This window comes from Aeromonas dhakensis, assembly GCF_000820305.1.
Lineage (GTDB): Bacteria > Pseudomonadota > Gammaproteobacteria > Enterobacterales > Aeromonadaceae > Aeromonas > Aeromonas dhakensis.
In genome coordinates this window covers 46,271-71,603 of the sequence record NZ_CDBH01000027.1, presented here as the reverse complement: position 1 = coordinate 71,603, position 25,333 = coordinate 46,271, and the positions used below count along the sequence as shown (strand labels likewise).

Below are 25,333 nucleotides of genomic sequence, written 5' to 3'. Positions count from 1 at the left end.
CGGGGTTTTGTTTTTATCAGCCGCAGGCCCCGCACTTCGGCCTGCGACAAGAGTGTGAGACGCCATGGACGCCAGCCTGCTTTCCCCCCATTTGCTGCCCGACGATCAGCTCACCCGCGAGAACTGCAAGGAGTACCTGAGCCGTTTTCTCGGCTGGCTGCACGCCCGCTTCGACGCCGGTGACAACATCATCGAACTGGTGGCCACCCGCTCCGAATACATGGACCAGCTGCTGACCCGGCTGTGGCAGAAATTCGGCTTTGACAAGACGGAACTCACCCTGATCGCGGTAGGAGGCTATGGCCGCGGCGAGCTGCACCCCCACTCCGACATCGATCTGCTGATCCTCTACGAAGGGGACGAGCTGGACGAGGTGCTGGGGCTGCGCATTGGCGAGTTCATCACCCTGTTGTGGGATCTCAAGCTGGAGGTGGGCCAGGCGGTGCGCAACGTGCGCGAGTGCATCGAGCAGGGGCGCGGCGACATCACGGTCGCCACCAACCTCATCGAGGCGCGTTACATCACCGGCCGCGAGGCGGGCTTCCAGCAGCTAAAGGAGGCCACCGGCCCCCAGCACTTCTGGCCGAGCGAGCAGTTCTTCAAGGCCAAGCGCGAAGAGCAGGCCCAGCGCCACCAGCAGTTTCTCGGCACCGCCTACAAGCTCGAACCGGATCTCAAGTGCAATCCGGGGGGACTGCGCGACATCCAGACCCTGGCCTGGGTGGCTCGCCGCCACTTCGGCGCCACCACATTGTTCGAGATGACCAGCCACGGTTTTCTCAACCGGGCCGAGTATCGCGAGCTGCTCGACTGCCAGAATTTCCTCTGGAAGGTGCGCTTCGCCCTGCACATGGCCATCAACAAGGGCGACAACCGGCTGCTGTTCGATCGCCAGCGCACCGTGGCCCAGATGCTGGGTTTCGAGGGGGAAGGCAACGCCCCGGTCGAGCAGATGATGAAGCGCTTCTATCAGACGGTGCGACGGGTCTCCGAGCTCAACGAGATGCTGCTGCAGCTGTTTGACGAGGCGATCCTCGGCAACACCGCCATGGACGTACGCCGCCTCTCCGACGAGTTCCAGTTGCGCGGGCGCCTCATCGATGCGGTGGATAGCGAGCTGTTCGGCCGCGATCCCGCCGCCATCCTGCGCCTCTTCTACCAGATTGCCCAGCACCCGGAGATTGCCGGCATCCACTCCGCCACCCTGCGCCAGCTGCGCGAGGCGCGCCGCAAGCTCAACTGCTGGCTGCAGGACCTGCCCGAGTGCCGCCGCCTGTTCATGGCGCTGCTGCGCCACCCCAACGGCATCGGCCAACCACTCAGCCTGATGCACAAATACGGCATCCTGGCCGCCTACCTGCCGCAGTGGAACCTTATCGTCGGCCAGATGCAGTTCGACATGTTCCATGCCTACACGGTGGACGAACACACCCACCGGCTGCTCAAGAACATCCACCAGTTTCCCAACCCGGCCAGCCGCCAGACTCACCCGCTCTGCCACGAGGTCTTCACCCGGCTGCGCAAGCCGGAGCTGCTCAGCATTGCCGCCCTCTTTCACGACATCGCTAAGGGGCGACGCGGCGATCACTCCGAGCTCGGCGCCGTCGATGCGCTGGAGTTCTGCCAGCTGCACGGCCTGGATCGCTACGAGAGCCGGCTGGTCGCCTGGCTGGTGCGCCACCATCTGCTGATGTCGGTCACCGCCCAGCGCCGCGACATCTACGACCCGGACGTGGTCACCGACTTTGCCCAGAAGGTGCGCGACGAGCAGCACCTCGACCTGCTCTACTGCCTGACCGTGGCCGATATCTGCGCCACCAACGACACCCTCTGGAACGACTGGAAGGGCACCCTGCTGCGCGAACTCTACTTCGCCACCCAGAAGGCGCTGCGCCAGGGGCTGGAGAACCCGCCTGACATGCGGCTGCGGATCCGTGAAAACCAGCGCCAGGCCAAGCAGTTCCTGGCCCAGCGCGACGTGCCGGAAGAGGCCATCAACCAGCTCTGGAGCGATTTCAAGGCCGATTATTTCCTCCGCCACACCCCGGAGCAGATCGCCTGGCACTGCCGCAAGATCATCGAGCACGGCGACAACCCGGCGCCGCTGGTGATCATCGGCAAGCACCCGACCCGCGGCGGCAGCGAGGTGTTCATCTACTGTCGCGACACCCCGAATCTGTTCGCCACCGTGGCCTCGGCGCTGGATCAGAAGAACCTCAACATCCACGACGCCCAGATCATGAATTCGCGCAGCGACTACGTGCTCGATACCTTCGTGGTGCTCGAGCCCAACGGCGAGCCCATCAGCCCCAACCGCACCGCCACCATCAAGAAGGCGCTGGAGAAGGCGCTGCAGGAACCGGGCAAGCTGGTGCTGCGCAGCAAGCCCCTGTCGCGCCGCCATCGCCAGTTCAGCGTACCGACCCGGGTGGTGTTTCTGCCCCACAAGGGGGAAAACCGCCACACCCTGCTGGAGCTGACCGCACTCGACACCCCGGGCCTGCTGGCCCGCATCGGCGCCGTGTTCCAGCAGTGCGGCCTGTCGCTGCACGCCGCCAAGATCACCACCATCGGCGAGCGAGTGGAGGACTTCTTCAGCCTCACCACCCTGGCTGGCGAACCCCTGACCCAGACCGAGCAGCAAGCACTGGAAGAGCGGCTGGTCAATCAGCTCAACCCTGTGGAGAGCGCTGGAGGGTAGACCCATGGCACTCCGGGCCGGCCTCACAAGACCCCGTTTATCAGCCTGATTTTTCAGTCAGAACAAGTGGTTGGGCCACTCGAGTACAATAAATCGCCGTTCTTGTGAAGAAATCGGCCCGGGCCCTTAAAAACAGTTGGAAAAGTGTGATACAACAAACGGAATTTTTTAAAGGAAACCTGTCATGACCGAGTTGCAACAGATCATCGAAGCGGCCTTCGAGCGCCGTGATTCCATCACTCCCGGCTCCGTCGATGCCGCCACCAAGGCCGCCATCCTGCAAGCCATCGACCTGCTGGATTCCGGCAAGGCCCGCGTCGCCGAGAAGATTGCCGGCGAGTGGGTGGTGCACCAGTGGTTGAAGAAGGCGGTGTTGCTCTACTTCCGCATCAATGACAACGGCATCATCAAGGGCGACGATGCCCAGTACTACGACAAGGTTCCCCTCAAGTTCTCCGACTACAGCGCCGAGCAGTTCAAGGCCGCCGGTGTGCGCGTGGTACCCCCTGCCACCGCCCGCAAAGGCTCCTTCATCGCGCCCAATACCGTGCTGATGCCCTCCTACGTCAACATCGGCGCCTTCGTCGATGAAGGCACCATGGTCGACACCTGGGCCACCGTGGGCTCCTGCGCCCAGATCGGCAAGAACGTGCACCTCTCCGGCGGCGTCGGCATCGGCGGCGTGCTGGAGCCGCTGCAGGCCAACCCGACCATCATCGAGGACAACTGCTTCATCGGTGCCCGCTCCGAAGTGGTGGAAGGGGTGATCGTGGAGGAAGGCTCCGTCATCTCCATGGGCGTCTTCATCGGCCAGTCCACTCGCATCTATGACCGTGAAACCGGCGAGATCCACTACGGCCGCGTGCCGGCTGGCTCGGTGGTCGTCTCCGGCTCCCTGCCCTCCAAGTGCGGCAAGTACAGCCTCTACGCAGCCGTCATCGTCAAGAAGGTGGATGCCAAGACCCGCGCCAAGGTCGGCATCAACGCCCTGCTGCGTTCCATCGACGAGTAAGCGGTTTTGCTGTGATTTAAAAGGGCGCCTGATGGCGCCCTTTTGATTTTGGCGCCCCTGTCACAGGCAAGCCACACCGGCTCGGTTAAGATAGACGTGACAGGATCGTTTCAAACCGAGGAAGCCTGATGTACGAGAATCTGAAGAGCCTGGGGATCCAGGATCCCGCCTCCGTCGACAGCTATACCCTGCGCCAGGAGGCCAACCACGACATCCTCAAGATCTACTTCAAGAAGCAGAAGGGTGAGTTTTTCGCCAAGAGCGTCAAGTTCAAATACCCGCGCCAGCGCAAGACCATGCTGGTCGATTCGGGCACCCATGAGTACAAGGATGTCACCGAGATCAACGCCAATCTGAAATACGTGGTGGACGAGCTCGACAACCTGACCCAGGGCGTGCACGTGCAGGCCGACCCGGACATCAAGCAGAAGATCTTGCGCGACCTGCGCCACCTGGAAAAAGTGGTGCAGAACAAGATCAGCGAAATCGAGCGGGATCTGGAAAAGCTCTAAACCGGTCTGATGCAGCAAAGGCGCCCACGGGCGCCTTTTTCATTGGGTCACAACAGACAGGCGCCATCAGGCCAGCCCCGCACATGCCCCGCCGCCCAAACGCGGCCCAGCAAAAAGGGAGGCTTGCGCCTCCCTTTTCGGAACTCGGAATGAAAGCAGGGATTAGTTGCTCTTCATCCAGATGTCCATGTCGGTTTTCAGGTTGTCGGACTTGGTACCGAAGATGGCTTGTACGCCAGAACCTGCAACCACCACACCGGCGGCGCCCAGTTTCTTCAGACCGGCCTGGTCAACCTTGGCCACATCCTTCACGCCGACACGCAGACGGGTGATGCAAGCGTCCAGAGAAGCGATGTTCTCCTTGCCACCGAAGGCAGTGACCAGTGCGGCAGACATCTCGTCCTTGCTCTGACCAACGCTCTCTTCAGCAGTTTCGTCTTCACGGCCCGGGGTCTTCAGGTTCATGGCACGGATGACCACGGTGAAGACCACGTAGTAGATGACGGCATAAACCAGACCCAGACCCACCAGCAGCAGCATGTGATCGGCACGCGGGGATTGCACCACGAAGTCGATGAAGCCGTTGGAGAAGGTGTGGCCGTGTACCACGCCCAGGGAGTTGGTCAGCACGTAGGCCAGACCGGCCAGCACGGCGTGGATGGCGTACAGTACCGGGGCGATGAACAGGAAGGAGAACTCGATAGGCTCAGTGATACCGGTCAGGAAAGAGGTCAGGGCGGCAGAGGCCATGATACCTACGATCTTGGCGCGGTTTTCCGGCTTGGCGGAGTGCGCGATGGCAAACGCGGCGGCAGGCAGACCGAACATCTTGAACAGGTAGCCACCGGCCAGCTGACCGAAGCCGTTGCCGGCAGCGCGGGAGGCGTCGTCAGCAGTCAGGAAGCAGGTCATGATGCCGTGTACGGTTTCGCCAGCGGCGTTGACACAGGTACCAGCCTGATAGAAGAACGGCACGTTCCAGATGTGGTGCAGACCGAACGGGATCAGTGAACGTTCAACCACGCCGTAGATACCGAAGGCCAGTACCGGGTTCTGGTTGGCAGCCCAGTCGGAGAAGGCACCGATGGCGGCACCTACCGGCGGCCAAATCACGGACAGGATCACGCCCAGACCGATGGAGACGAAACCGGTGATGATGGGCACGGCGCGCTTGCCGGCGAAGAAGCCCAGGTACTCGGGCAACTGAATCTTGTAGAAGCGGTTGAACGCCCAGGCGGCCACGCCACCGGCGAGGATACCACCCAGTACGCCGGTCTCGATGGTCTCGACGCCCATCACGGGAGCCATCACCTTCAGGGTGGCGCTCATGATGCCGTAGCCAACGATGGCAGACAGGCCGGATACGCCGTCGTTATTGGTAAAGCCGAGTGCCACGCCCACGGCGAACAGCAGGGCCATCTGACCGAATACGGAACCACCGGCCTGCTCCATCAGCTGGGAGACAATTTCCGGCAACCAGCTGAAGTGGGCAGCACCCACCCCCAGCAGAATACCTGCAACGGGCAAGACCGATACTGGCAGCATCAGCGCCTTACCGACCTTTTGCAGATTAGAGAAAGCATTTTTTAACATGTGTGCGCTCCTGAATGGAATGTCTTACCGTAGACGCTTCAGTCCAATTTATAGACGACCAAGAACATCATCTCTCATCGGCATGAATTCGACGCGGGTTTGTTTATTTTGACCAGCTGAATATAACCCAGCAGATCGCAAATATCTTCCATCAGGGGTAAGCGAATAAAAAATTTGGAGGGGAGATCACAAGATAATTTAGGCGGGAATCTTCGGCTAATTACAGCTATATTTCGGCATCTTCATGCTAAACCAGAAATATGAAAAGTGCTGTTTCGCATTGTATTTTAGCCAATCAAAACAATACACCACGAAACACAATGTAACTTAATGTAACTATTTGCTGCTTTTTCTATTTTAGTCTACCGATTAAAAAGGCCTCCAACAAGGGAGGCCTCAAATAAATATTATTTTTTAAAGACCGGACAATATTCAACCTTTCTGGGAACGCTTGACCGCATCCACAAAGACCGATTTCGCCTTGGTCGAACCTGCCCGTTCCGCTTCGCTGACCAATCTCATCGCCTTGTCGATGTCACCGGCTTTCACCGCTTTCTCGATCTGGGATTGATAGAAGGCCTCGGTTTCGCTCAGCATGGCGGGCGCAGACTTGGCAGGCGCGGCTACCGCAGCGGTCGCCACAGTGCCTGCCGCAACGGCCGTCGCCGCCGGTGCAGCCTTGCTCATTGCCACCTTGTCGGCATATTCAGGCTTGAAGACTGCTTCCAGTCCCTGCCCTTTTGCCATGTCGGCAACCTTGATCTGTACCAGACCCCATGGGGAGTGTGGGATCACGGGGTCCTTGATATCCGGCTCGACCGTCCCATTGGCTCTGGCAAACGCCTTGGAGGGGTGCAGTATGGTGGTGCTGCCTGCCAGCTTGTCGGCCGGAGCATAGACAATCATATAGGTCTCGGCCGCCGGATTGCCCGGCATGCTACGGTCGACGAACAACTTGCCCTCAATCCTGTCGTTATCGAGCAGATGGGCCGGCTGATAGGTGAATACCGATTCACCCAGCACGCGCGTCACCTTGAACTGGGCATCCAGCATGATGACCTGCGGGATCAGCACCGTCTTGCTCACCTGGGATGCGATGCTGATGGCGAGATTGCCGGTATTGGCCGGCAGGCGATAAGCAGCGAAATAGCTCATCCCCTCGTCAAACTGAAAACTGGGTTGCTTGCTGTCGAGGGCCAGCAGAGTGTCGCCCTCCGGCAACGCCACATAATTGAAATCACTGAAAGCGGCGCAGCAGCTGGTCGCCTGCGAGAGCGCCTGCTTGGCCTGCTCGGCATTACTCAGGATGGATGCATGATCCTGCACGGGGACCAACATGCTACCGGAACAACCGGCCAACAGCGCAGTAACCACGGCTGCGATAGACATCTTTACCAGTTTCATTCTTCTTATCTCCATAACCCGGTTGCCGTTACCCGGCGAAACAAAACTGCCCCCATACGGGGGCAGTGACTAACTTAACTTAAACAGCGGCTTACCACCAAGCTTCTGCTTGAACACCAAAGTTCCAGGTATCTTTAGATGTTTTACTGTTATAGGGAGTACCAGCCATGTCGTTGTCATCCAGAGCTACATAAGAAGTAAAGACTCGGATTTCAGGACGAGCCCAGAAGCTTGAGCCAGCAGACCAAGCCTGAGACAAGGTCAACTTGTAACCAGAATCTTCAAGGGAAGAACCGTTGGTAGACTTGTTCTTGTCCTTGAAGTAACCGCCTTCAAAGATGGTTTTGTTGAAGTCATCCCACTTGTACATCGGGCGTGCAACAACGGACATGGTTTCCCACTTGTCGTTGCCATCCCACATGTCATTGCCTACCCCATAGACCAGCTGGTGGCCCATCTCCCAGGAGTTGCCCATCGGGATCACACCATGGTTGATGATACGGAAACCGTCAGCACCATCCTTGGCTTCAGCACCGTACCAGGAACCGTCACCATAGAAAGCCATGGTCTTGGAGTAACCTTCAGTACCGTACTGCAGCACAGTCTTGTTGAATCCCCCAAAGATGCCTTGGGTCAATTCAGCGGTCAGCATTACGCCATCTTTGGCGTTTTTGTACTGAACATTGGAAGAGTCTTTTTGAGCATCTGTTGGATTGGCTATTGCATAGTCAACTCCGACTTCCAAAGAAGCATCTTGCCACAAAGGAATACCTGCATAGCGCAGGTCAAGGGTATTTACATCCATCCCCTCAAACTTGGTCCAACCATCTTTGCCGTCCCAACCACGGTCATTGCGAACCCAGGCGAAGGAAATTTTACCAGGACCGGCCTGGACACCTTCGATACCAGCACCGGCACCGGAGATGTTCCAGTAGTAGAAGTCGGAGATGTGAATGTCGTGACGTTGGTAGTAACGCTTACCGGCCCACAGGGTGGCTTCCGGCGCAAAGCCCAGTAGCCCCTTGGCCTGGACGTTGAACTGGCGCAGCGCGAACTCGGAGTCACCGCTGCACTGTTTTTCATCGAAGTTACATACAGAACCAGTACCTTCCCAGTCATTGGAACCGTTGGAAGTCATGGCGAACATGGAGTCAACGTAGAAAGTCTTGCCATCCTTGTTGAATACTTCCTGCCCCAGCTGAACTTCACCGTAGGTATCATCTTCGTTACCCAGACGACCCACCTTTTGTTTGCTCAAAGTCTGCATGTCGCCATCACTGGAAACGCCGACACCTGAACGGAAGTAGCCGTGGAAATCAACGGCGAAGGCGGCTTGGGAAGCCAGGGCTGCGGTTACTGCTGCAGCGATCGGGAGCCACTTTGCTTTCATTTTCATTTTCCTTATTCCCGCTGTGAGGAGTGTGATCCTGAATATCCAAGTTCTTATCACCGTAAAAACGTTTGGGTGATAACCGAGGCCGATTATAGGTAGCCAATTTCGGGACAAACATGAGCTGATTCACAAAATGGCGACAAATCGCCCAGCATTGGCTGCAGAGGGTTGTATGGGATGGATAACTGTGAATTTATGCAATAACTCACTATTCACTATGGTTGAAATGCAAAAAGATCCACCATGAAACCGCTACCAGCAATTAATTCGCTTCGAAGATTAAGTGCTAAATATTCAAATTGATGACAAAAACATGACTGAAATCGCTTTCAATGGGGAACTTTTAAATTTGCGGCATGTCAGCTGGCGCCGAAATAAATCACTGAGCAAACAAGGAACGGCTTGAAAAATAACCGGAGAAATAGCGGGCAAATATGGCCAGTTGAGACTGTCCTGCCCCACAAAATAAATATCCCCGCCAGACGGACTGAACGGGGATCTATAAGTGATGAAAAAGAGTGGTCGCTAGAGTTTATTTAGCCAGTCATTGAGCCAGGCCAGCGCCACTTTTTCCGGTTCATCGTCGACGGTGGCATCTATTTCCAGCCGGGGCAGCAGAGGGCTGGCGCCAAGCTCCTGCAGCAGTCCATCGAGGTGGCGACCGGCGCCGCAGAAGTGCTCATAGCTGCTGTCCCCCATGGCGATCAGGGCATAACGCCACCCTTTCATATAGGGGGCCCGATCAGTCAGGGCAGTAGCCAGTGGTTGCAGATTGGGCGGAATGTCACCCTGGCCGGTGGTGGCGGTGATGACCAGCAAGAATCGACTCGCATCCAGATCTTCCAGCTCGGCCTCCTCGAACACCCGACAGCCGTGTCCCGCCTGTTCCAGCCGCACGGCCAGCGTCTCGGCCACCAGCATGGCAGCGCCGTACACGGTTCCCACCACTATATCTATCTGCACCATCACGACCCCCTTTGACCAACATGGATGCCCAGCATGCCACAGCGCGGAGTCAGGCAACACCCCGAACGCCTCAGTAGTCGCTCTCGCTGGCAGGCCAGCCCAGTGCGGCAAACAGCTGCAGCACGTGCGACCCCAGCGGCGCCTGGATGCGCATCGGCACCTTCAGCACCGGATGCTGGAAGCTGAGGGTGCGGGCCACCAGCAGCAGGCGATCGCAACCATAGTACTCGCGAAAGAAGCGGTTGTGGCGGCCATCGCCGTGGGTGGTGTCACCGACGATAGGGTGGAACAGATGATCGAGGTGACGGCGCAGCTGATGCTTGCGACCCGTCTTGGGGAACAGCCGAACCAGGCTGTAGCGACTGGTAGGGTGTTTCTTGGAAACCGCATGGGGCAACTCGACCTGATGCAGGCGACGAAACGCGGTCACCGCCTCCTGGGCCGGACGATCCGGATCGCTCATGGCATCGGCGATCTTGTCCAGCTGCTCCTTGAGGGGGTAGTCGATAACCCCCTGCTCCGGAGCCCAGCCTCGCACCAGCGCCAGATACTCCTTGTGCACCTGACGGGCGGCAAAGGCCTCGGTCAGGGTACGGGCCACGGCAGGATCGAGGGCAAACAGCAGCACCCCCGAGGTGGGTCTGTCCAGCCGATGTACCGGGTAGACGTGACGACCGCCGATGAGATCTCGGGTCATCTGCATGGCAAAACGGGTTTCGGCCTTGTCGAGCCAGCTGCGGTGCACCAGCAGACCGGAGGGCTTGTTGACCGCCACCAGCCAGTCATCCTGGTAGAGCAGGGTCAGCTTCATCTCGCCGTCGTCTTGAGTGGTGCAAGCATCTGAACTGCCACCCGTCTGCGTTTTCTTCTGATGACCCCGGGTCTGCTCGCTCATCATTGTTCGACCACTTTGCCGGAGAGCAGCAGATCGAAGCGGGCGATCAGGCGCAGCAGGGCTTCAACCTCGGCCAGATCTTCCTTGTAGACTTCGCTGGCCATAGGATAGAGAGAGACGCTGCTGGGCAGCGGCGCCTGCAGCAGCACCAACTGCTCCATGCGCGGGATCAGCACGAACTGCAGCCACTGATCGAAGCTCAGGGTATCGACGCAAAACGGCAGCTCGCTGGCCAGGGCCTCTTCCCCCGGATGGGTCGCTTGCCAACGTTCCAGACGTTGCAGTTCGGCGGTCAGTTCGCCCAGCAGGCCGGCGACCAGCAGATATTGATTCATTGCGCTCTCTTCCTCATCACCACGTCCCCGGTTCGCGGTTCAGTCAACAGCGAATCGGGCTTTGCAAAAAAGGGCGCTACTATACACCCTCCCCCCCGCTCTCTGCCATGCCCCCGGCGGCCATTCGTACGGGTCGCAACACGCCTCCCCGCTGGCTATCTTGTGCCAGCGCCTTATAATCGGCCCGCATCACCCTTAGCCGGATCACCTCATGTCCACCATCAATACTCTGACTGACTTTCTGACCCAGGCCGATACCCAGTTTCAGCTGTTCGACATGGGCCGCCAGGTGCGGCCGCTGGCGAGCGACACCTTCGTGCGCATCGAGCAGCAGCAGGAGCCCTACCCCTGGCCCCTGCAGCAGCACGCCTGGCTCGGCGTCCACTTCTTCCAGCCGGCCGAGTCGCGCCACTACCTCTGGTTCCTCAAGTTTGCTCTCGACGAGCGCGGTCTGCTCATCTCGAGCGGCCCCAAGCACTTCATGGATCAGGTGGTGGAGACTCTGGGCTACAAGCTGACCGGCGAGCTCGATGAGGAGAAGGCCCAGCGGCTGGCCGAGAATCCCTACACCTTCCGCCCGGCCGAAGCCAAGATGGCCAGCCTGCACGCCAAGCTGGCACGCCAGCTGGAGCAGGCCCCGTCCGCCTATTACGACGGGCTCTGCCACTACCTGTCCGCTCCCTCTCCCGAGGGGTGGCAGACCCTCGGCGTACAGGGCTTTGCCGATCTGGCGGAGCGGCTGCAGGATGAGCGCAACCTGGCGCTGGTGTGCAAGGCGCTGCCGAAGCTGCCGCAAGAGCCGCTCTACGCCCTCTGCCAGAGCCTGGAGAACGCACCGCTGCCGCCGGCCGTACAGGGCGCCCTGTTCGAGCGCATCGGCAAGGAACAGGAGTGCGCCGAGCCCAACGCCGAAACCCTGGCCTACCTGTGTCGGGCGCTGGCCTCCTGCAACGGCAGCAGCATGCGTACCAACAAGCTGCTGACCCTGCTGCAAACCCAGCCGAGCCCGGCCCTGCTGCTGGCCATCGCCGGCCGGCTCTGGCCCGATCTGAAGGATGCCGCCCTGCTCAGCCTGTTCCTGGAGCAGCTGGCCCTGCAGCCGACCCAGTTCTTCAATCAGGTATTTGCCGAACTGGTGACCCTGCCGGCCCTGCGCAATGATATGCTGGCCAGACTGCGCGACCCCGAGCGCAGCGACGCCCTGGGCCAGGCCATCGGCCGCCTGTTCGCCTCGGCCTGATGATAGCGGCGCCCCGCCACCCTGGCGGGGCGCCGCCCGACACGGACACACCGCAAAAGGAGCCCGCGATGGGTGAAGTGCTCGCCATCTTGCTGCTGACCCTGGCTGCAGGTGCCTTCTGGCACCAGCGTCGCCAGGCCGAACTCGCCTGGCAATACATGCGCCGCTACTGCCAGCATCATGACCTGCAACTGCTGTCGCTGGCGCGCAGCCACCGGGCGCTGGCCCACCGACCGCTGCGCCTGCTCACCTATTACGAGTTCGAATTTTCCAGCGATGGCGAGAGCCACTACCTGGGACAGCTGCGCATGCAGGGGCTGCAGGTGGTCGGCGTTGACCTCCCGCCACATCGGGTACCCAGCCTGTAAATCTCCCGCCTCGGGGCGAGCCTATACTGTTCTGGAATGTCTTTTCGGAGAGATGAAATGGAGTTCCTGACCCACGATCTGGCCGCCCTGTTTGCCCAGCTGGGGCTGGCCAACGACGAGCTGAGCCTGCACCGCTTCATTCACGAGCACAGCCTCGACAACCAGACCCTGCTGCCGGAAGCCCCCTTCTGGACCAGTGCCCAGGCCAATTTTCTGCGCGATGCCCTGTGGAACGATTCGGACTGGTCGGAAACCATCGACGAGCTGGACGTACTGCTGCGCCGGCACGATTGACCCGCTTCCCGCTTTTCAGTCTCCCGCGCTTTGGTTAAGCTCTGTGCCCCGTCCAGCCCCTATATCCCCATGCCGTGCAGGAGCACTCATGTCAGCCCAAGAGATCATCCGCATCGCCAATGAACTGGCGGCCAAGGGCATCGCCCCCACCACCGCCATGGTCAAGGCCCGCCTCGGCCAGCCCGTTCCCATGGCCGAGCTGCTCAAAGTGCTGAGCCAGTGGAAGCAGCAACCCGCAGCCGCCCCGGAAGTCGCCAGCCCGGCGCAGGAGGCCCCCGCTCCCGCCGCCGAGCCCACCCTGTTGCAGCTTGCCGAACGGCTCGAACGTCTCGAACGCAAAGTGGATCGGTTGACCGAGCTGCTGCTCCAGCAGGGGAAGTCGTGAACCATGTACATCCTCGAACTCTGCTTTGAGTGCTATCGCGACACCTCGCTGGGCGAGGCCGAGCGGGCCATCGTCAACTACCTCGACATGCTGCGCTATCAGGGCCAGATCCTCGGCCGGGAGTTTCCCACCAGCATGCACGAGGGCTACTTCGTCAGCCGGGTGGTCTGCCCGGAGCAGGACAGCCTGCACCCCGACAACCAGAGCGAGCAGGTCAAGCTGGCGGAACAGGGCCTGCACCAGGCCGGGCTGCTCGCCCCCAAACTCCACCTGCAGGGGGCGGACTTGCTCTCCGACAGCACCGACCCTTGCGGCCATGATGGCGAGCGCCCCAGCTGGATGCTGCTCTATACCAGCTTCCTGCACACCTGCTCGCCGCTGCGCTGCGGCGATCACTTCGCCCCCATCCCGCTCTATCGGCTGCCGGCCGTCGCCAACGGCGACCACAAGCAGATCATCAAGTGGCAGGAGGATTGGGAGGCGTGCGATCAGCTGCAGATGAACGGCTCCATCGCCGAACATGCGGCGCTGCACGAAATCGGTGAGGTGGGCAGCCGGCTCCATCGCCGTGGCAGCGATCTCGGCAAGCGGCTGGAAGCCCTGACCGGCATCCCCACCTACTACTACCTATACCGGGTGGGTGGCCGCAGTGCGGCCGAGGAGAAGGCTCGCCCCTGTCCGGGCTGCGGCGGCGAGTGGGCGCTGGCCGAGCCCTTGCACGAGATCTTCGACTTCAAGTGCGATCCCTGCCGGCTGGTCGCCAACCTCTCCTGGGATTTCAAGAACTGAGCCCGGCGGTGAACCAAACAAAAACGCCTTGCCGGTCGGCAAGGCGTTTTTCATTGTGGCTGACGCCGCTTATTGCGGCAGGGTCTCCAGCCGCTCGAGGAACGCGGGTAGAGAAGGCGCCAGCACCAATCGGCGGCCCGAGTCGAGCCACTCCAGCCACACCTGACCACTCTCGTTGTCGAGCGATACCAGCGTCATCTCGTTGCGGGTGGTGGCGATGAACAGGGAGGGGCTGCGCTTCAACTTGCGCAGCATCAGCAGGTGGCCGATGAGGTTCTCCTTGAGCAGGTCGAGATCCGCCTCGTTCCAGGGCAGCACAAACTCGAGCCGCAATCCCTTGTAGAGACAGGGCACAGGGCGACTGAACCAGCCACCAAACAGGGCCTGCGCGGCCGGGTGCAGGGTCAGCTCGAGCGCCTCGTTCATCGCCGTGAAATCGGCGGGCTCGGTGCGCCGATGCGGGCGCCAGGCGACCCGGCCTTCCTTGGGTTCATCCAGCTCGCAAGGGGAGCGCCAGTCCGCCTCCCACTCGCACAGGGGCAACCCTCGCCTCGCCTCGCCGTCGCGCTGCCAGCGCAAAAAAAAGTGTTCCAGGGCAGACAAGACTTGATCCGACATCGAAATTCCCCACAATTGCTGCCAAAGTCCGCTATTGCACCATCAAAGCCATGAGCAGACAAGGTGAAGCGCGGATCGCCAGCCGGCACTCCCCGCCTTGCCACCCCAAGCGGGGCCCATGCCTCTGCCATCGCCCATTCAACGTTCGAGTCACACAGATGAGCAAACAAGATAGATACGCCGGCGCCAGCGCCCTGCAGGGGCTGAGTCTCGGCCAGCAATCGGCCTACATCAGCCAGTACACCCCGGCCCTGCTGCAGCCAGTGCCCCGCAGTCTGAACCGCGACGACCTCGGTCTTGGCGGCGAGCTGCCGTTCCAGGGCTGCGACGTCTGGACCCTGTACGAGCTCTCCTGGCTCAATGCCAAAGGCAAGCCCATGGTCGCCGTCGGCGAAGTCTCGGTGCCTGCCACCAGCGCGAACCTCATCGAATCCAAGTCGTTCAAGCTCTATCTCAACTCCTTCAACCAGACCCGCTGCGACTCGCTGGAAGCGGTGCAGGCCATGCTGGTCAAGGATTTGAGCGCCTGTGCCGGCAGCGATGTGAGCGTCACCCTGTTTCCGCTGGCCCAGGCACCACACCACATTGCCGCCCTGCCGGGCGAGTGCATCGACGAGCAGGATATCGAGGTGGACCGCTACGAGTTCGATGCCGACCTGCTGCAAGGCGCGGCCGGCAGCCTGGAGGTGGAGGAGACCCTGCACAGCCACCTGCTCAAGTCCAACTGCCTGGTGACCAGCCAGCCGGACTGGGGCTCCGTGGTGATCCACTATCGCGGCCCGCAGCTGGACCGGGAAAAACTGCTGCGCTACCTCATCTCGTTTCGCCAGCACAACGAGTTCCACGAGCAGTGCATCGAGCGGATCTTCACCGATCTCAAGCACTTCTGCGCACCGAGCCAGCTGACCGTCTACGCCCGCTACACCCGCCGCGGCGGCCTGGACATCAACCCGTTTCGCAGCGACTGGGAAGTTGTGCCGGCCAACCTGCGCCTGATCCGGCAATAATCCGCAGGCCCTGCCCCCGCCGCTCTGCGCCGCCAGCGCCCGGATAACGGGGCTGGCGCGCAATCTGTCAGTAAACTCTGGACGCACGGGGGCGGGCTTGGATAACATGCCCTCACTCCCGTGCTGCCCTTAATCCAATGAATCAACTGTTTTTTCTGGCAATGATGATGTCCTCCCTGTCCGCTCCTGATCTGGATCTGGCCAAGGAGCAGTTGTCCATCGATCTGCAACAGGCCCAGACCCTGGTGCTGACCGATCCTGCCAGATGCGTGCAGATCACCTCCGCCTTCCTTGCGCGCACGGCCAATAATCCCAAGCAAATCATCAGCAATCGCCAGGAGTACGGCTACCGTGAGCCGCTGTTGAGCTATGGCACCGCCGCCCAGGCCACCGGCGCCCACCTGCTCAAGGGGGAGTGCCTGCTGCAACTGGGCCAGTTCCAGGCCGCCCAGAAGTCCCTCGATCAGGGCATCGCCATGGCGGCCAAGGAGCAGCAGCTGGAGCTGCAGGCCCACGGCCTCTACCTCAAGATCCGCAGCCAGAACCTGCTGGAACGCTCCCACGGTGCCAGCAGCGGCCTGCTCGGTCAGCTGGAGACCCTGCTCAGCACCCCCAGCCTGAAAGAGAGCCAGCTGCAGGTTTACAGCCGGCTGTTGCGCACCAATGCCAGCATAGAGGCGCACCAGTTCGACGAGGCCAAACGCCAGCTGGCCGAAGCCCGCCGCTGGGCGGATCAGACCAAGAACCCGCTGGCCAGCGCCTGGGTCAGCGCGGTGAGCGGCGATCTCTACCACGCCCTCAAGCAGCCGCAGCTCTCGCTGGGCGACTACATCGACGCCCAGCAGCAGGCCAGGGGCCTGCAGGATCCCCTCTTCCTCGGCCTGCTGTCGAACCAGATAGTGAACCTCTATGAAGAGGAGCAGGAGCCGCAGAAGGCGCTGCAATATGCCAATGAGGCAGCCAACTACTTCCACGCCCTCGGCAATCCCTCCCTGCTGAGCGACGCCCTCATCGTTCTGGCCCGCCTCAACCGGGAGCAGGGCGAGATGAACATGGCGCTGGTCTACTTCTTCAACGCCCTGGACCTGCTGGACGAGGGCAACAACCGCACCCGCATCGCCAACCTCAAGTACGAAATCGGCAAAACCTATCTGGAAACCGGCAACCTGACCCTGGCCCGCAACTACCTCACCGCGGCCCGCCAGTCCCACGAGCTGGGGGATGACAAGGAGCCGCTGATCGACACCCTGCTGCTGCTGGGCGAGCTGCACCTCAAGCAGAAGGAGGCGGGCATCGCCATCCTGCAGCTGGAGAACGCGCTGGCGCTGGCCAACCAGATAGGCGACACCCAGCGCCAGTTCGAGATCTTCCGTCTGCTCTCGGCCGCCTACGAGCAGAAGGGCTATCTGCAACAGGCGCTGGAGAGCTACAAAAACTTCCACCAGCGCAGCGAGCAGGTCCGCCAGCAGCAGGTCGATCTGGAGCAGGAGGCGATCCGCGACAACTACGCCCAAGTGGAGCGTGAACAGCAGATCAAGGAGCTGGAGCAGCAGCTGAGCACCAGCAAGCATCAACAGGATCGCTACCTCTGGTCGAGCGTGATAACCGGCCTGCTGCTGACCTTGTTCATCTACCTCTTCTTCACCCTCTGGCTCAAGTTGCGGGTCGCCCGCCTGCAGGGCAAACAGCTGGGTGAGGCGCTGCTGCTCGAGCCGCGCACCGGGCTGGCCAACTGGCAGCGACTGATGAGCCGCTGGCCGAGGGAGATGGCCAAGCGCCAGCAGCGCTCCGAGCGCTGGTATCTGAGCGAGCTGCCCAGCAGCGAATTTGACGACAAGCTGCACTACCTGCTGTTTCGGGTCCCCTTCCTGGTCAACAGCCTGGAGCAGCACGGCTATCAGGTGAGCCGCGAGATAGAGCAGGCCTTCGGTGCCTACGTCAACGGCCTCACCCCGCAGGATGGCCGCATCTACGACCTTCGCGAAGGCCATCTGCTCTATGTGGTGCCCCAGCGTCATGTGGAGGATCTGCACCGGCTGGCCCGCGAGCTGCTCGCCGCACTGGCCGAGTTCCCTTGCCAGCATCCGCTCGATCGCCACATCAGCCTCGGCATCGTCAGCCACCCCTTCCTGCCCAAGGCGGCCACCGCCCTCGATCATCACGGGCTGTTCGACCTCTGCTATCTGGCGCTGGCAGGAGCCATTCAGCTCAGTGAAAAATCCCAGCAAAGCGTCTGGTTGGAGCTGGCTGCCATCGATTGCCAGCAGGCCGCATTTTTTAATGGGGATGTGTGGCAATGCTGCTTGATGGCAATTGACAAGGGACTGGTAAAAGTAAATTCTTCTCATGAAAAGCAATGGGTTAATTGGCTTCAACTTTCACGGAAGAGAGTGCCGGTTGATCAGTGACGAATAGATAATCAACTGGGTCTGGAACTGGGTTCGACCGCTGTTGCTATCCAACACAACAACGATAATGACAACAGGGCGACCTGAATAATGAATGATATCGCTGCCGTAGCCGGACAACTGGCCAGACTCAGGGAATCCCTTCAGCAAAAACAGCTGGAGTTGGACGGCATTGTCTCCTTCTCCGATACCGAGCGCGCCCGCAGCATCCAGTTCATCGCCAAGCTGATGCAGGCCTGCCGCGGTCACGACCGGGAGCTGGACAACAAACTCGCCAAGCTCAAGCAGAAACTCGACGGCAACCCGCCGCTCTCCTCCCTCGACGCCGATCTCGCCATCATCGAGAAGCTGCTGCAGCAGCACGGCAACGCGCTGGAAGAGTCCATCTCCCTGACCAAGTCCGCCATCGAACTCGGCTCCAAGCAACTCAAGGCCATCAAGGGCTTCCCGGAAGATACCCGCAAATCCCTCAAGGAGTTTCTGGCGAGCCCGGATGGCTATGGCATCGGCGATCACCAGAAGAAGGTGATCCGACTGCTGGAGTTCTACCAGCAGGCCATCAAGATCCAGCTGTTGCCCAGCCAACCCCTGCTGGCACAGGGCTCGACGCCAGGCAACCAGCCCGAAACGGTCACCGATCTGGCCGCCCCCGAGCCGGATGCCCCCTTTGACGTCAAGATCCACGCCCACATCGCTGATGAGCTGCAGCGGCTCATCACCGAGCTCGACTTTGCCGGTGCGGTGGGCGAGAGCCTGGCGGACATTCGCCGCCAGCTGCTCAATGGCATCACCCCTCCCCTGCTGGCCGAGATCTGCCTGCAGGTGATCGAGCTCATCATCGAGGGCACCCGCGAGGAGCGCAAAGCCTCCCAGGCGTTTCTCAGCACCCTCAACGAGAGCCTCTCGGCCGTCCACTTCAGCTTCACCGAATCCCTCGACGAGGGGCGGGCCCTGCAAAGTGCCACCCTGGATACCCGCAAGGCCATCGACCAGGAGCTCAAAGCCATCGACCATACCCTGGCCAGCCATGACACCCTGGGCGACCTCAAGGAGGCCATCTCAGGCCACATGGGCGCCATCAGCCTGCTGCTGCAGGACAGAGAGGCCATGGCCGCCCGCGAGCGCCACCTGCTGACCCGGCTCTCCACCATGGAGGCCAAGCTGCGACTGATGAAGGAGGAGACTGCCGAGTACAAGAAGCGGCTCACCATCCAGAAACACAAGCTGTTCCTCGACAGCCTGACCCAGGTGCACAACCGGGCGGCCCTCGATGAGCGGCTCGAGCTCGAATACAAGCGCTGGCTGCGCTACGGCACCCCGCTGTGCCTGGCCATCATCGACATCGACCACTTCAAGAACATCAACGACAACTACGGCCACATGGCCGGCGACAAGGCGTTGAAGGTAGTGGCCAAGGCGCTGCAGGGGGCCCTGCGCGACACCGACTTCATCGCCCGCTTCGGCGGCGAGGAGTTCGTGGTGTTGCTGCCCAACATCAACCCGGACAAGTATCAGAAACCGCTGGAAACCTTGCGCCAGACCATCAAGAGCATTCCGTTCCGCTTTCGGGATGCCAGGGTCGAGATCACCATCTCCATCGGCGCCACCCTGTTCAGGGAGGGGGACCACACCACGGATGCGTTCGAGCGGGCCGACAAGGCGCTTTACAGCTCCAAGCACTCGGGTCGGGATCAGGTGAATCTGGCATGACGAGCGCCTAAAAAAGCAGCAAACGCACTTTTCCCCTATTCCCCTGCCCCACCGCTTGCAACTACTATCAAATTCAAGGGATGCCACAGGGCATCCCGTTTTCTCCCCAGGGAAAAGCACAACGATAACAAGCGAGTGAAAGGGGAACATATGATTACGCACATCAATCCAGTCGGCAGCATGGACTTGCTGTCCCAGCTCGAGGTGGACCGCCTCAAGCAAACCGCCTCCAGCGATATCTATCAACTGTTTCGCAACTGCTCGCTGGCGGTACTCAACTCCGGCAGCCATACCGACAGCTCCAAAGAGATACTGGAGCGCTTCAAATCCTTTGATATTCATGTGATCCGGCGCGAGCGCGGGGTCAAGCTCGAGCTGTTCAACGCCCCCGAACACGCCTTCGTCGATGGCGAGATCATTCGCGGCATTCAGGAACACCTCTTCTCCGTGCTGCGCGACATTCTCTATGTGTCGACCCAGCTGGAGTCGAACCGGCTGGTCAACCTCACCAGCTCCACCCACATCTCCAACGTGGTGTTCGCCATCCTGCGCAACGCCAAGGCGATCCTGCCCGGCGCCGACCCCAACCTGGTGGTCTGCTGGGGCGGCCACTCCATCAACGAGATCGAGTACCAGTACACCCGTGCGGTGGGCAGCGAGCTGGGACTGCGTGAGCTCAACATCTGTACCGGCTGCGGCCCGGGCGCCATGGAGGGCCCGATGAAGGGGGCCGCCGTCGGCCACGCCAAGCAGCGGGTGCGCAATGGCCGTTACATCGGCCTCACCGAACCCTCCATCATCGCCGCCGAGCCTCCCAACCCCATCGTCAACGAGCTGGTGATCCTGCCGGACATCGAGAAGCGGCTGGAGGCCTTCGTGCGCCTCGGCCACGGCATCATCATCTTCCCGGGCGGGGTCGGCACCGCCGAGGAGCTGCTCTACCTGCTCGGCATCATGATGCACCCGGCCAACGAGCGGCAACCCATGCCCATCGTGCTGACCGGCCCGAAAGAGAGTGCCGACTACTTCCGCGCCATCGATGACTTCGTCAAGGCGACCCTGGGGGAGGCGGCCACCAGCCTCTACCGGATCATCATCGGCGATGCCCCCGAGGTGGCCCGGGTGATGAAGGAGGCGATGCCGAAGATCCGCGAATACCGCAAATCGGTAGGGGATGCCTACTCCTTCAACTGGTCCCTCAAGATCGAGCCGGAGTTCCAGCTGCCGTTCGAGCCGGATCACGCCAACATGGCCAGCCTGGATCTGCACCGCAACCAGCCGCCCCAGCTGCTGGCGGCCAACCTGCGCCGTGCCTTCTCCGGCATCGTCGCCGGCAACGTCAAGGAAGGGGGCATCCGCGCCATCGAGAAGAAGGGGCCGTTCAAGATCCATGGCGACAAGGAGCTGATGCACCTGATGGACAAGCTGCTGGAGAGCTTCGTCAAACAGCAGCGTATGAAGCTACCGGGCAGCCAGTATGTACCCTGCTACGAAATCGTGCGCTGACGGGCAGCACAGATGAAACGAGGGGCGCATGGCGCCCCTTTTTTATTGCTGCCAGCCCTTCGGCCATCAATCCCCCATTGAGCCCGCTGGTTTGTTACAATGGGACGTTCCGACTGCCAAGAGTGCCCCATGTCAAACCCAAGGCCACACCTGCTCATCATCGATGCCCTCAACCTCATCCGCCGGCTGCACGCGGTGCAGGCTCAGCAGGCGCTGACTCCGGCCCAGGCGTTGATCGCCACCCGTGCCAACCTCATCAATACCTGCCGCAAGCTGCTGGCCGGCAGCGAGCCGACCCACGTCATCGCGGTGTTCGATGGCGAGGTGCACAGCTGGCGCAAGGAGGTCTATCCCGCCTACAAGGAGGGACGAACCCCCATGCCGGCCGAGCTGCGCGAAGGCTTGAACGAGCTGCAGGATGCCTTCTGGGAGTGCGGTGTCGATGCCCTGCTCTCCCAGACCGACGAGGCGGACGATCTCATCGCCACCCTGGCCAGCGGCATTGCCCAGCACGGTGCCAGCGCCACCATCATCTCCACCGACAAGGGCTTCTGCCAGCTCATCTGCCCGCAGATCCGGATCCGCGACTACTTCAACAAGCGCTGGCTGGATGCCGCCTTCGTCGAGCAGCAATACGGCGTAGCCCCGACCCAGCTGGTGGACTTCTGGGCCCTGACCGGCATCGGTGGCTCCAACATCAAGGGGGTGCCCGGCATCGGCCCCAAGACCGCCACCCAGCTGCTGCAACAATATGGCGATCTCGCTGCCATGCTGACCGCCTGCCAGCAGGAGGACGCCGCCAAGCCTTTGCTCAAGCTGCGCCAGCACCAGGATGAGGCCCTGCTGGCCCAGCGGCTGGTACGGCTGCAGCGGGACATCCCCCTTGGCTTCAACCTGCGGGAGATCCGTTATCCGCCCGCCCTGGATGCCTGATGACGCTATCTCGCCAAGCATGACCGGACTCACTCTCGCTGTTGACAAAAACAGATAGAATGTAAAGAAACATGGAGGGTTAGGTGGAGAAATGGTATAAAACCGCCGAATCCTCCCCCTCTGTTCCCTAGAAGTGGATACGTCTCATGTCAAAAAGAAAAATTACCGTCATCCCGGGCGACGGCATCGGCCCCAGCATCATCGAATCCGCCATCCAGATCCTGACCCACGCCGGTTGTGACTTCGAATACGAATACGCCGACGCCGGTCTGGTGGCGCTGGAGAAACACGGCGAGCTGCTGCCCCAGGCCACACTCGACCTGATTGAGAAGAACAAGGTCACCCTGAAAGGCCCCCTCACCACCCCGGTCGGTGGCGGTTTCACCTCCATCAACGTCTCCCTGCGCAAGAAGTTCAACCTCTACGCCAACGTACGTCCCGTGCTCTCCTTCAAGGGCACCCGCAGCCGTTACGACAGCATCGACATCATCACGGTGCGTGAAAACACCGAAGGCATGTACTCGGGTGCCGGTCAGAAGCGCAGCGATGACAACCAGAGCGCGGAGGCGATGAGCATCATCACCCGCGAAGGGGCCGAGCGCATCGTCAAGTTCGCCTTCGAGCTGGCCCGTCAGGAAGGGCGTAGAAAGGTCACCATCATCCACAAGGCCAACATCCTCAAGTCCACCTCCGGTCTGTTCCTGGAAGTGGCCCGTGAGGTGGCCAGCCGCTACCCGGACATCCAGAGCGAAGAGATGATCGTCGATGCCGCCTGCATGAATCTGGTGATGTACCCGGAGCGCTTCGACGTCATGGTCACCACCAACCTGTTCGGCGACATCCTGTCGGATCTGTGTGCCGGTCTGGTCGGCGGCCTCGGCATGGCACCGGGCGCCAACATCGGTGATGGTGCCGCCATCTTCGAAGCGGTGCACGGCTCTGCCCCGGACATCGCTGGCAAGAACATCGCCAACCCCACCTCGGTGATCCTCGCCTCCATCCAGATGCTGGAGTATCTGGGCATGCAGGACAAGGCCGAGCGCATTCGCGAAGCGGTGCGCGCAACCATCGAATCCGGCGACCGGGTGACCCGGGATCTGGGGGGCAGCGCCTCCACCAGCGAGTTCACCCAATCCATCATCGAACGTTTGTAATTGGTGCCAACTTGTTGATTTAAAAAGGGAGCTTCGGCTCCCTTTGTTTTATCTCACGGCGCGCTCCCCCCTTTGTCGATTGGCTACTATGTTCAATAGATAAGGGATAAGGAGATCCATTATGCGCGCTATCGTTACCCTGTTGCTCATCAGCAGCAATGTCATGGCAATAGACAGACCAGTCGAGAATGCCTGGCCCCAGCTGCCGCCATCCACCCAGCCGGCCAGCCAGGTCTGGCAATCCACCCTGGATACCAATGACCTGCTCAAGGCTCCCAAACCCCTCTCCTTCGGGATGGATGTCGTCACCGACAGCAATGGCAACAGTCAGGTCACTCCCTATCAGAAGCTCAACCTGACCGCCGAGAAGAGCGTCAGCCTCTCCTTCGAGCAGCACAAGCCCAGGATCAAGTTCAAGACAGCCGGCATGAACACCTCTCTCAAGCTGCGCAGCAACGGCGTCAAGCTGGAGTTCAGCCCGACCGATCGCACCATACCGCTCGACATCGAGCTCAAGCTTACCGATGGCGAATCCTCGCTGCGTTTTGACTATCGCTTCTGAACGCAAGCCGAATAAAAAGGCCGACAACCTCGAGGTTGTCGGCCTTTTTGTCAGCCTATGTCAGCCAGTCCTCACTCCTGGGGGGAGAGCTTGGAGACCCAGTACTTGTTGAATACGTGCACAGTGATCTCTTCACGATCGTGGTAGAGCTGCTTGGCCTGAATGATGAAGCCGCCGTCGATCTCCGCCAGCAGTTCACGCAGCACCTGGATGTTGTGCACCGCCTCGGCGTAGCGCTTCTTCATCGGCAGCTTGAGGTTGAACATGGCTTCTTGGCAATCGCCCTCGCGGAACCAGTCGGCGATCATGTGGGTCACCCGTGCCGGCTTGTCGACCATGTCACACACCAGCCAGTAGATGTTCTTCTTGCTGGGACGCCAGACAAAGCCGTCATCGCGGATGTGCTTGACCTGGCCGGTATCCATCAGGGACTGGGCCATCATGCCGTTGTCCACCGCGGTCACCATCATGTCGCGACGCACCAGCTGATAGGTCCAGCCGCCCGGGCAGGCACCGAGATCCACCGCCTTCATGCCGGAGCGCAGCCGCACGTCCCACTCTTCCCGCGGTACGAACACGTAAAAGGCCTCTTCCAGCTTGAGGCTGGAGCGGCTCGGCGCATCGGCCGGGAAGCGCAGACGCGGGATCCCCATGTGGAAGGCGGAGTTGTTGAAGGAGTAGGAGTAACCCAGCAACACATGGTCGTTGGCCAGGAAGAAGGCGTGGAACACCGGGCGGTTCGGGGTCTCCTTCTTGGTCAGGATCTCGTTGCTGCGCAGCGCCTGGCGCAGCGGCACGGTGAATTTGCGGCAGAAGGCGGAGAGCTCCTTCGCCTCGTTGGTATCGGCGGTTTCCACCCGCAGATCGCCGCAGATGGCGTAGTCGCGGGTCGCCTCGATGATCGGGGTGATTCGATCCGCCAGATCCAGCTCCTTGAGCTCGCAGGTCACCACCAGCATCTGACGGATGAAGATGAGCTCCTTGAACGGCAGCTTGCGCGCCAGCAGGTCGGCCTCTTCCTCGCCGTAGCATTCGAAGATGATGTAGCCGCTGTCGTCCTTGACCCGGGCAAAGCCATAACACTGCATGTTAGTGGCTCGTTCGGTGATCTCTGCCGCCGCCTCTTTCTCAAAACCGGGGCGGCAATAAAGCAGCAGATTATTCATTCTTTCCTCCAAGACGACAGCCAGCCCACATCAGGGCCGCCCATCCCAACATAAAACAGAGGCCACCGGCCGGGGTGATGAGCCCCAAGCCCTTGCTGCCAAGCAGCACCATGGCGTAAATACTGCCGGAGAATCCCAGGATCCCCAGCACAAAGGCGGTGCCAGCCAGGTTGATCACCTTGCTGCGCACACCGCACCACCCCAGCACCAGCAGGGCCAGGGCGTGAAAAAACTGATACTGCACGGCGGTATTGAAGGCCGCCAGACGCGAAGGGTCGATGCCGGTGGCCGCCAGACCGTGGGCACCATAGGCGCCCAGCATGGTCGCCGTCAGGCCGAAAAAGCCCGCCAGCACCAGCCAATGTCGATGAAATTGCATCCC

At 60.8% G+C, this 25,333-nt stretch carries 24 protein-coding genes; 15 read left to right on the top strand and 9 right to left on the bottom strand.

Annotation, left to right across the window (positions count from 1 at the left end):
• The first annotated feature begins 64 nt into the window (after window positions 1–64).
• The 3 genes from glnD to BN1143_RS05690 all read left to right on the top strand — a co-directional run bounded on the left by glnD (window position 65) and on the right by BN1143_RS05690 (window position 4,225).
• A complete protein-coding gene (glnD, locus tag BN1143_RS05700; RefSeq protein WP_017781881.1) occupies window positions 65–2,701 on the top strand; it encodes a bifunctional uridylyltransferase/uridylyl-removing protein GlnD in 2,637 nt (878 codons plus the stop codon).
• Window positions 2,702–2,885: 184 nt separating this feature from the next.
• The gene (dapD, locus tag BN1143_RS05695; protein WP_005303473.1) at window positions 2,886–3,713 is read left to right on the top strand and encodes a 2,3,4,5-tetrahydropyridine-2,6-dicarboxylate N-succinyltransferase; all 828 of its coding nucleotides are present in this window, start codon (window positions 2,886–2,888) and stop codon (window positions 3,711–3,713) included.
• A 128-nt stretch (window positions 3,714–3,841) separates the two neighbouring features.
• Entirely contained in the window at window positions 3,842–4,225 is a 384-nt protein-coding gene (locus BN1143_RS05690) for a DUF3461 family protein (protein ID WP_005303475.1), read from the top strand.
• 162 nt (window positions 4,226–4,387) lie between these two features.
• Here the strand turns inward: BN1143_RS05690 and ptsG are convergent, their stop codons facing one another.
• From ptsG to BN1143_RS05660, 6 genes are all read right to left on the bottom strand, one after another.
• A complete protein-coding gene (gene ptsG / locus BN1143_RS05685) occupies window positions 4,388–5,818 on the bottom strand; it encodes a PTS glucose transporter subunit IIBC (RefSeq protein ID WP_005303477.1) in 1,431 nt (476 codons plus the stop codon).
• A gap of 432 nt (window positions 5,819–6,250) precedes the next feature.
• Entirely contained in the window at window positions 6,251–7,222 is a 972-nt protein-coding gene (locus tag BN1143_RS05680) for a MalM family protein (protein ID WP_042049940.1), read from the bottom strand.
• A 91-nt stretch (window positions 7,223–7,313) separates the two neighbouring features.
• Window positions 7,314–8,612, bottom strand: a complete 1,299-nt coding sequence (locus tag BN1143_RS05675; protein WP_026141995.1) for a maltoporin — start codon at window positions 8,610–8,612, stop codon at window positions 7,314–7,316.
• A gap of 528 nt (window positions 8,613–9,140) precedes the next feature.
• A complete protein-coding gene (locus BN1143_RS05670; RefSeq protein ID WP_042049938.1) occupies window positions 9,141–9,581 on the bottom strand; it encodes a flavodoxin in 441 nt (146 codons plus the stop codon).
• A gap of 70 nt (window positions 9,582–9,651) precedes the next feature.
• The gene (gene truC / locus BN1143_RS05665) at window positions 9,652–10,479 is read right to left on the bottom strand and encodes a tRNA pseudouridine(65) synthase TruC (protein WP_197069847.1); all 828 of its coding nucleotides are present in this window, start codon (window positions 10,477–10,479) and stop codon (window positions 9,652–9,654) included.
• Window positions 10,476–10,811 (bottom strand): YqcC family protein, encoded by a 336-nt coding sequence (locus BN1143_RS05660; RefSeq protein WP_042049937.1) that lies wholly within the window; start codon window positions 10,809–10,811, stop codon window positions 10,476–10,478. The genes truC and BN1143_RS05660 overlap by 4 nt, the downstream gene beginning before the upstream one ends.
• A gap of 211 nt (window positions 10,812–11,022) precedes the next feature.
• Between BN1143_RS05660 and BN1143_RS05655 the strand changes: the two genes are divergently transcribed.
• From BN1143_RS05655 to BN1143_RS05635, 5 genes are all read left to right on the top strand, one after another.
• Complete coding sequence (locus BN1143_RS05655) at window positions 11,023–12,051, top strand: DUF3549 family protein (protein ID WP_017784025.1); 1,029 nt, start codon at window positions 11,023–11,025, stop codon at window positions 12,049–12,051.
• Between the two features lie 68 nt (window positions 12,052–12,119).
• Window positions 12,120–12,419 carry a DUF3301 domain-containing protein gene (locus tag BN1143_RS05650; RefSeq protein ID WP_017784026.1) on the top strand — a complete coding sequence of 100 codons (300 nt, stop codon included), beginning with the start codon at window positions 12,120–12,122 and terminating at the stop codon, window positions 12,417–12,419.
• Between the two features lie 57 nt (window positions 12,420–12,476).
• A complete protein-coding gene (locus tag BN1143_RS05645) occupies window positions 12,477–12,713 on the top strand; it encodes a DUF2789 domain-containing protein (RefSeq protein WP_042049935.1) in 237 nt (78 codons plus the stop codon).
• 88 nt (window positions 12,714–12,801) lie between these two features.
• A complete protein-coding gene (locus BN1143_RS05640; RefSeq protein ID WP_005303492.1) occupies window positions 12,802–13,098 on the top strand; it encodes a DNA-binding protein in 297 nt (98 codons plus the stop codon).
• Window positions 13,099–13,101: 3 nt separating this feature from the next.
• Window positions 13,102–13,887 (top strand): Zn-ribbon-containing protein, encoded by a 786-nt coding sequence (locus BN1143_RS05635; protein ID WP_042049932.1) that lies wholly within the window; start codon window positions 13,102–13,104, stop codon window positions 13,885–13,887.
• A gap of 69 nt (window positions 13,888–13,956) precedes the next feature.
• Here BN1143_RS05635 and syd read toward each other — a convergent pair whose 3' ends face one another.
• The gene (gene syd / locus BN1143_RS05630) at window positions 13,957–14,505 is read right to left on the bottom strand and encodes a SecY-interacting protein (protein WP_010634792.1); all 549 of its coding nucleotides are present in this window, start codon (window positions 14,503–14,505) and stop codon (window positions 13,957–13,959) included.
• Between the two features lie 158 nt (window positions 14,506–14,663).
• Between syd and queF the strand changes: the two genes are divergently transcribed.
• The 7 genes from queF (at window position 14,664) to BN1143_RS05595 (ending at window position 23,785) form a co-directional block, all read left to right on the top strand.
• Entirely contained in the window at window positions 14,664–15,512 is an 849-nt protein-coding gene (gene queF / locus BN1143_RS05625; protein ID WP_026139024.1) for an NADPH-dependent 7-cyano-7-deazaguanine reductase QueF, read from the top strand.
• 137 nt (window positions 15,513–15,649) lie between these two features.
• Complete coding sequence (locus BN1143_RS05620; RefSeq protein ID WP_017781874.1) at window positions 15,650–17,920, top strand: hypothetical protein; 2,271 nt, start codon at window positions 15,650–15,652, stop codon at window positions 17,918–17,920.
• A 90-nt stretch (window positions 17,921–18,010) separates the two neighbouring features.
• Window positions 18,011–19,630 (top strand): GGDEF domain-containing protein, encoded by a 1,620-nt coding sequence (locus BN1143_RS05615; RefSeq protein ID WP_042049931.1) that lies wholly within the window; start codon window positions 18,011–18,013, stop codon window positions 19,628–19,630.
• Window positions 19,631–19,780: 150 nt separating this feature from the next.
• Window positions 19,781–21,136, top strand: coding sequence for a nucleotide 5'-monophosphate nucleosidase PpnN (gene ppnN, locus BN1143_RS05610; protein ID WP_005303505.1), 1,356 nt, complete (start codon window positions 19,781–19,783; stop codon window positions 21,134–21,136).
• A 129-nt stretch (window positions 21,137–21,265) separates the two neighbouring features.
• Window positions 21,266–22,069: a flap endonuclease Xni gene (gene xni / locus BN1143_RS05605; RefSeq protein WP_042049930.1), complete on the top strand. Its 804-nt coding sequence runs from the start codon at window positions 21,266–21,268 to the stop codon at window positions 22,067–22,069.
• 146 nt (window positions 22,070–22,215) lie between these two features.
• The gene (locus BN1143_RS05600) at window positions 22,216–23,223 is read left to right on the top strand and encodes an isocitrate dehydrogenase (RefSeq protein WP_042049929.1); all 1,008 of its coding nucleotides are present in this window, start codon (window positions 22,216–22,218) and stop codon (window positions 23,221–23,223) included.
• Window positions 23,224–23,344: 121 nt separating this feature from the next.
• A complete protein-coding gene (locus tag BN1143_RS05595; protein WP_005303511.1) occupies window positions 23,345–23,785 on the top strand; it encodes a hypothetical protein in 441 nt (146 codons plus the stop codon).
• A 71-nt stretch (window positions 23,786–23,856) separates the two neighbouring features.
• On the opposite strand, the gene rlmM is transcribed toward BN1143_RS05595, so the two are convergent.
• Window positions 23,857–24,951, bottom strand: a complete 1,095-nt coding sequence (gene rlmM / locus BN1143_RS05590) for a 23S rRNA (cytidine(2498)-2'-O)-methyltransferase RlmM (protein WP_005303513.1) — start codon at window positions 24,949–24,951, stop codon at window positions 23,857–23,859.
• On the bottom strand, window positions 24,944–25,330 hold the full coding sequence (locus BN1143_RS05585; RefSeq protein WP_010634798.1) for a DUF423 domain-containing protein: 387 nt from the start codon (window positions 25,328–25,330) through the stop codon (window positions 24,944–24,946). The genes rlmM and BN1143_RS05585 overlap by 8 nt, the downstream gene beginning before the upstream one ends.
• Between the last annotated feature and the right edge of the window lie 3 nt (window positions 25,331–25,333).

What these genes read in the sequence shown, in the direction of transcription:
- syd (WP_010634792.1), bottom strand. Translation starts at nt 14,505, where the DNA reads ATGTCGGATCAAGTCTTGTCTGCCCTGGAACACTTTTTTTTGCGCTGG.
- glnD (WP_017781881.1), top strand. Translation starts at nt 65, where the DNA reads ATGGACGCCAGCCTGCTTTCCCCCCATTTGCTGCCCGACGATCAGCTC.
- dapD (WP_005303473.1), top strand. Translation starts at nt 2,886, where the DNA reads ATGACCGAGTTGCAACAGATCATCGAAGCGGCCTTCGAGCGCCGTGAT.
- ppnN (WP_005303505.1), top strand. Translation starts at nt 19,781, where the DNA reads ATGATTACGCACATCAATCCAGTCGGCAGCATGGACTTGCTGTCCCAG.
- xni (WP_042049930.1), top strand. Translation starts at nt 21,266, where the DNA reads ATGTCAAACCCAAGGCCACACCTGCTCATCATCGATGCCCTCAACCTC.
- BN1143_RS05670 (WP_042049938.1), bottom strand. Translation starts at nt 9,581, where the DNA reads ATGGTGCAGATAGATATAGTGGTGGGAACCGTGTACGGCGCTGCCATG.
- BN1143_RS05680 (WP_042049940.1), bottom strand. Translation starts at nt 7,222, where the DNA reads ATGAAACTGGTAAAGATGTCTATCGCAGCCGTGGTTACTGCGCTGTTG.
- BN1143_RS05640 (WP_005303492.1), top strand. Translation starts at nt 12,802, where the DNA reads ATGTCAGCCCAAGAGATCATCCGCATCGCCAATGAACTGGCGGCCAAG.
- queF (WP_026139024.1), top strand. Translation starts at nt 14,664, where the DNA reads ATGAGCAAACAAGATAGATACGCCGGCGCCAGCGCCCTGCAGGGGCTG.
- BN1143_RS05660 (WP_042049937.1), bottom strand. Translation starts at nt 10,811, where the DNA reads ATGAATCAATATCTGCTGGTCGCCGGCCTGCTGGGCGAACTGACCGCC.
- BN1143_RS05620 (WP_017781874.1), top strand. Translation starts at nt 15,650, where the DNA reads ATGAATCAACTGTTTTTTCTGGCAATGATGATGTCCTCCCTGTCCGCT.
- BN1143_RS05675 (WP_026141995.1), bottom strand. Translation starts at nt 8,612, where the DNA reads ATGAAAGCAAAGTGGCTCCCGATCGCTGCAGCAGTAACCGCAGCCCTG.
- BN1143_RS05595 (WP_005303511.1), top strand. Translation starts at nt 23,345, where the DNA reads ATGCGCGCTATCGTTACCCTGTTGCTCATCAGCAGCAATGTCATGGCA.
- BN1143_RS05650 (WP_017784026.1), top strand. Translation starts at nt 12,120, where the DNA reads ATGGGTGAAGTGCTCGCCATCTTGCTGCTGACCCTGGCTGCAGGTGCC.
- BN1143_RS05645 (WP_042049935.1), top strand. Translation starts at nt 12,477, where the DNA reads ATGGAGTTCCTGACCCACGATCTGGCCGCCCTGTTTGCCCAGCTGGGG.
- rlmM (WP_005303513.1), bottom strand. Translation starts at nt 24,951, where the DNA reads ATGAATAATCTGCTGCTTTATTGCCGCCCCGGTTTTGAGAAAGAGGCG.
- BN1143_RS05655 (WP_017784025.1), top strand. Translation starts at nt 11,023, where the DNA reads ATGTCCACCATCAATACTCTGACTGACTTTCTGACCCAGGCCGATACC.
- truC (WP_197069847.1), bottom strand. Translation starts at nt 10,479, where the DNA reads ATGATGAGCGAGCAGACCCGGGGTCATCAGAAGAAAACGCAGACGGGT.
- BN1143_RS05635 (WP_042049932.1), top strand. Translation starts at nt 13,102, where the DNA reads ATGTACATCCTCGAACTCTGCTTTGAGTGCTATCGCGACACCTCGCTG.
- BN1143_RS05615 (WP_042049931.1), top strand. Translation starts at nt 18,011, where the DNA reads ATGAATGATATCGCTGCCGTAGCCGGACAACTGGCCAGACTCAGGGAA.
- ptsG (WP_005303477.1), bottom strand. Translation starts at nt 5,818, where the DNA reads ATGTTAAAAAATGCTTTCTCTAATCTGCAAAAGGTCGGTAAGGCGCTG.
- BN1143_RS05600 (WP_042049929.1), top strand. Translation starts at nt 22,216, where the DNA reads ATGTCAAAAAGAAAAATTACCGTCATCCCGGGCGACGGCATCGGCCCC.
- BN1143_RS05690 (WP_005303475.1), top strand. Translation starts at nt 3,842, where the DNA reads ATGTACGAGAATCTGAAGAGCCTGGGGATCCAGGATCCCGCCTCCGTC.
- BN1143_RS05585 (WP_010634798.1), bottom strand. Translation starts at nt 25,330, where the DNA reads ATGCAATTTCATCGACATTGGCTGGTGCTGGCGGGCTTTTTCGGCCTG.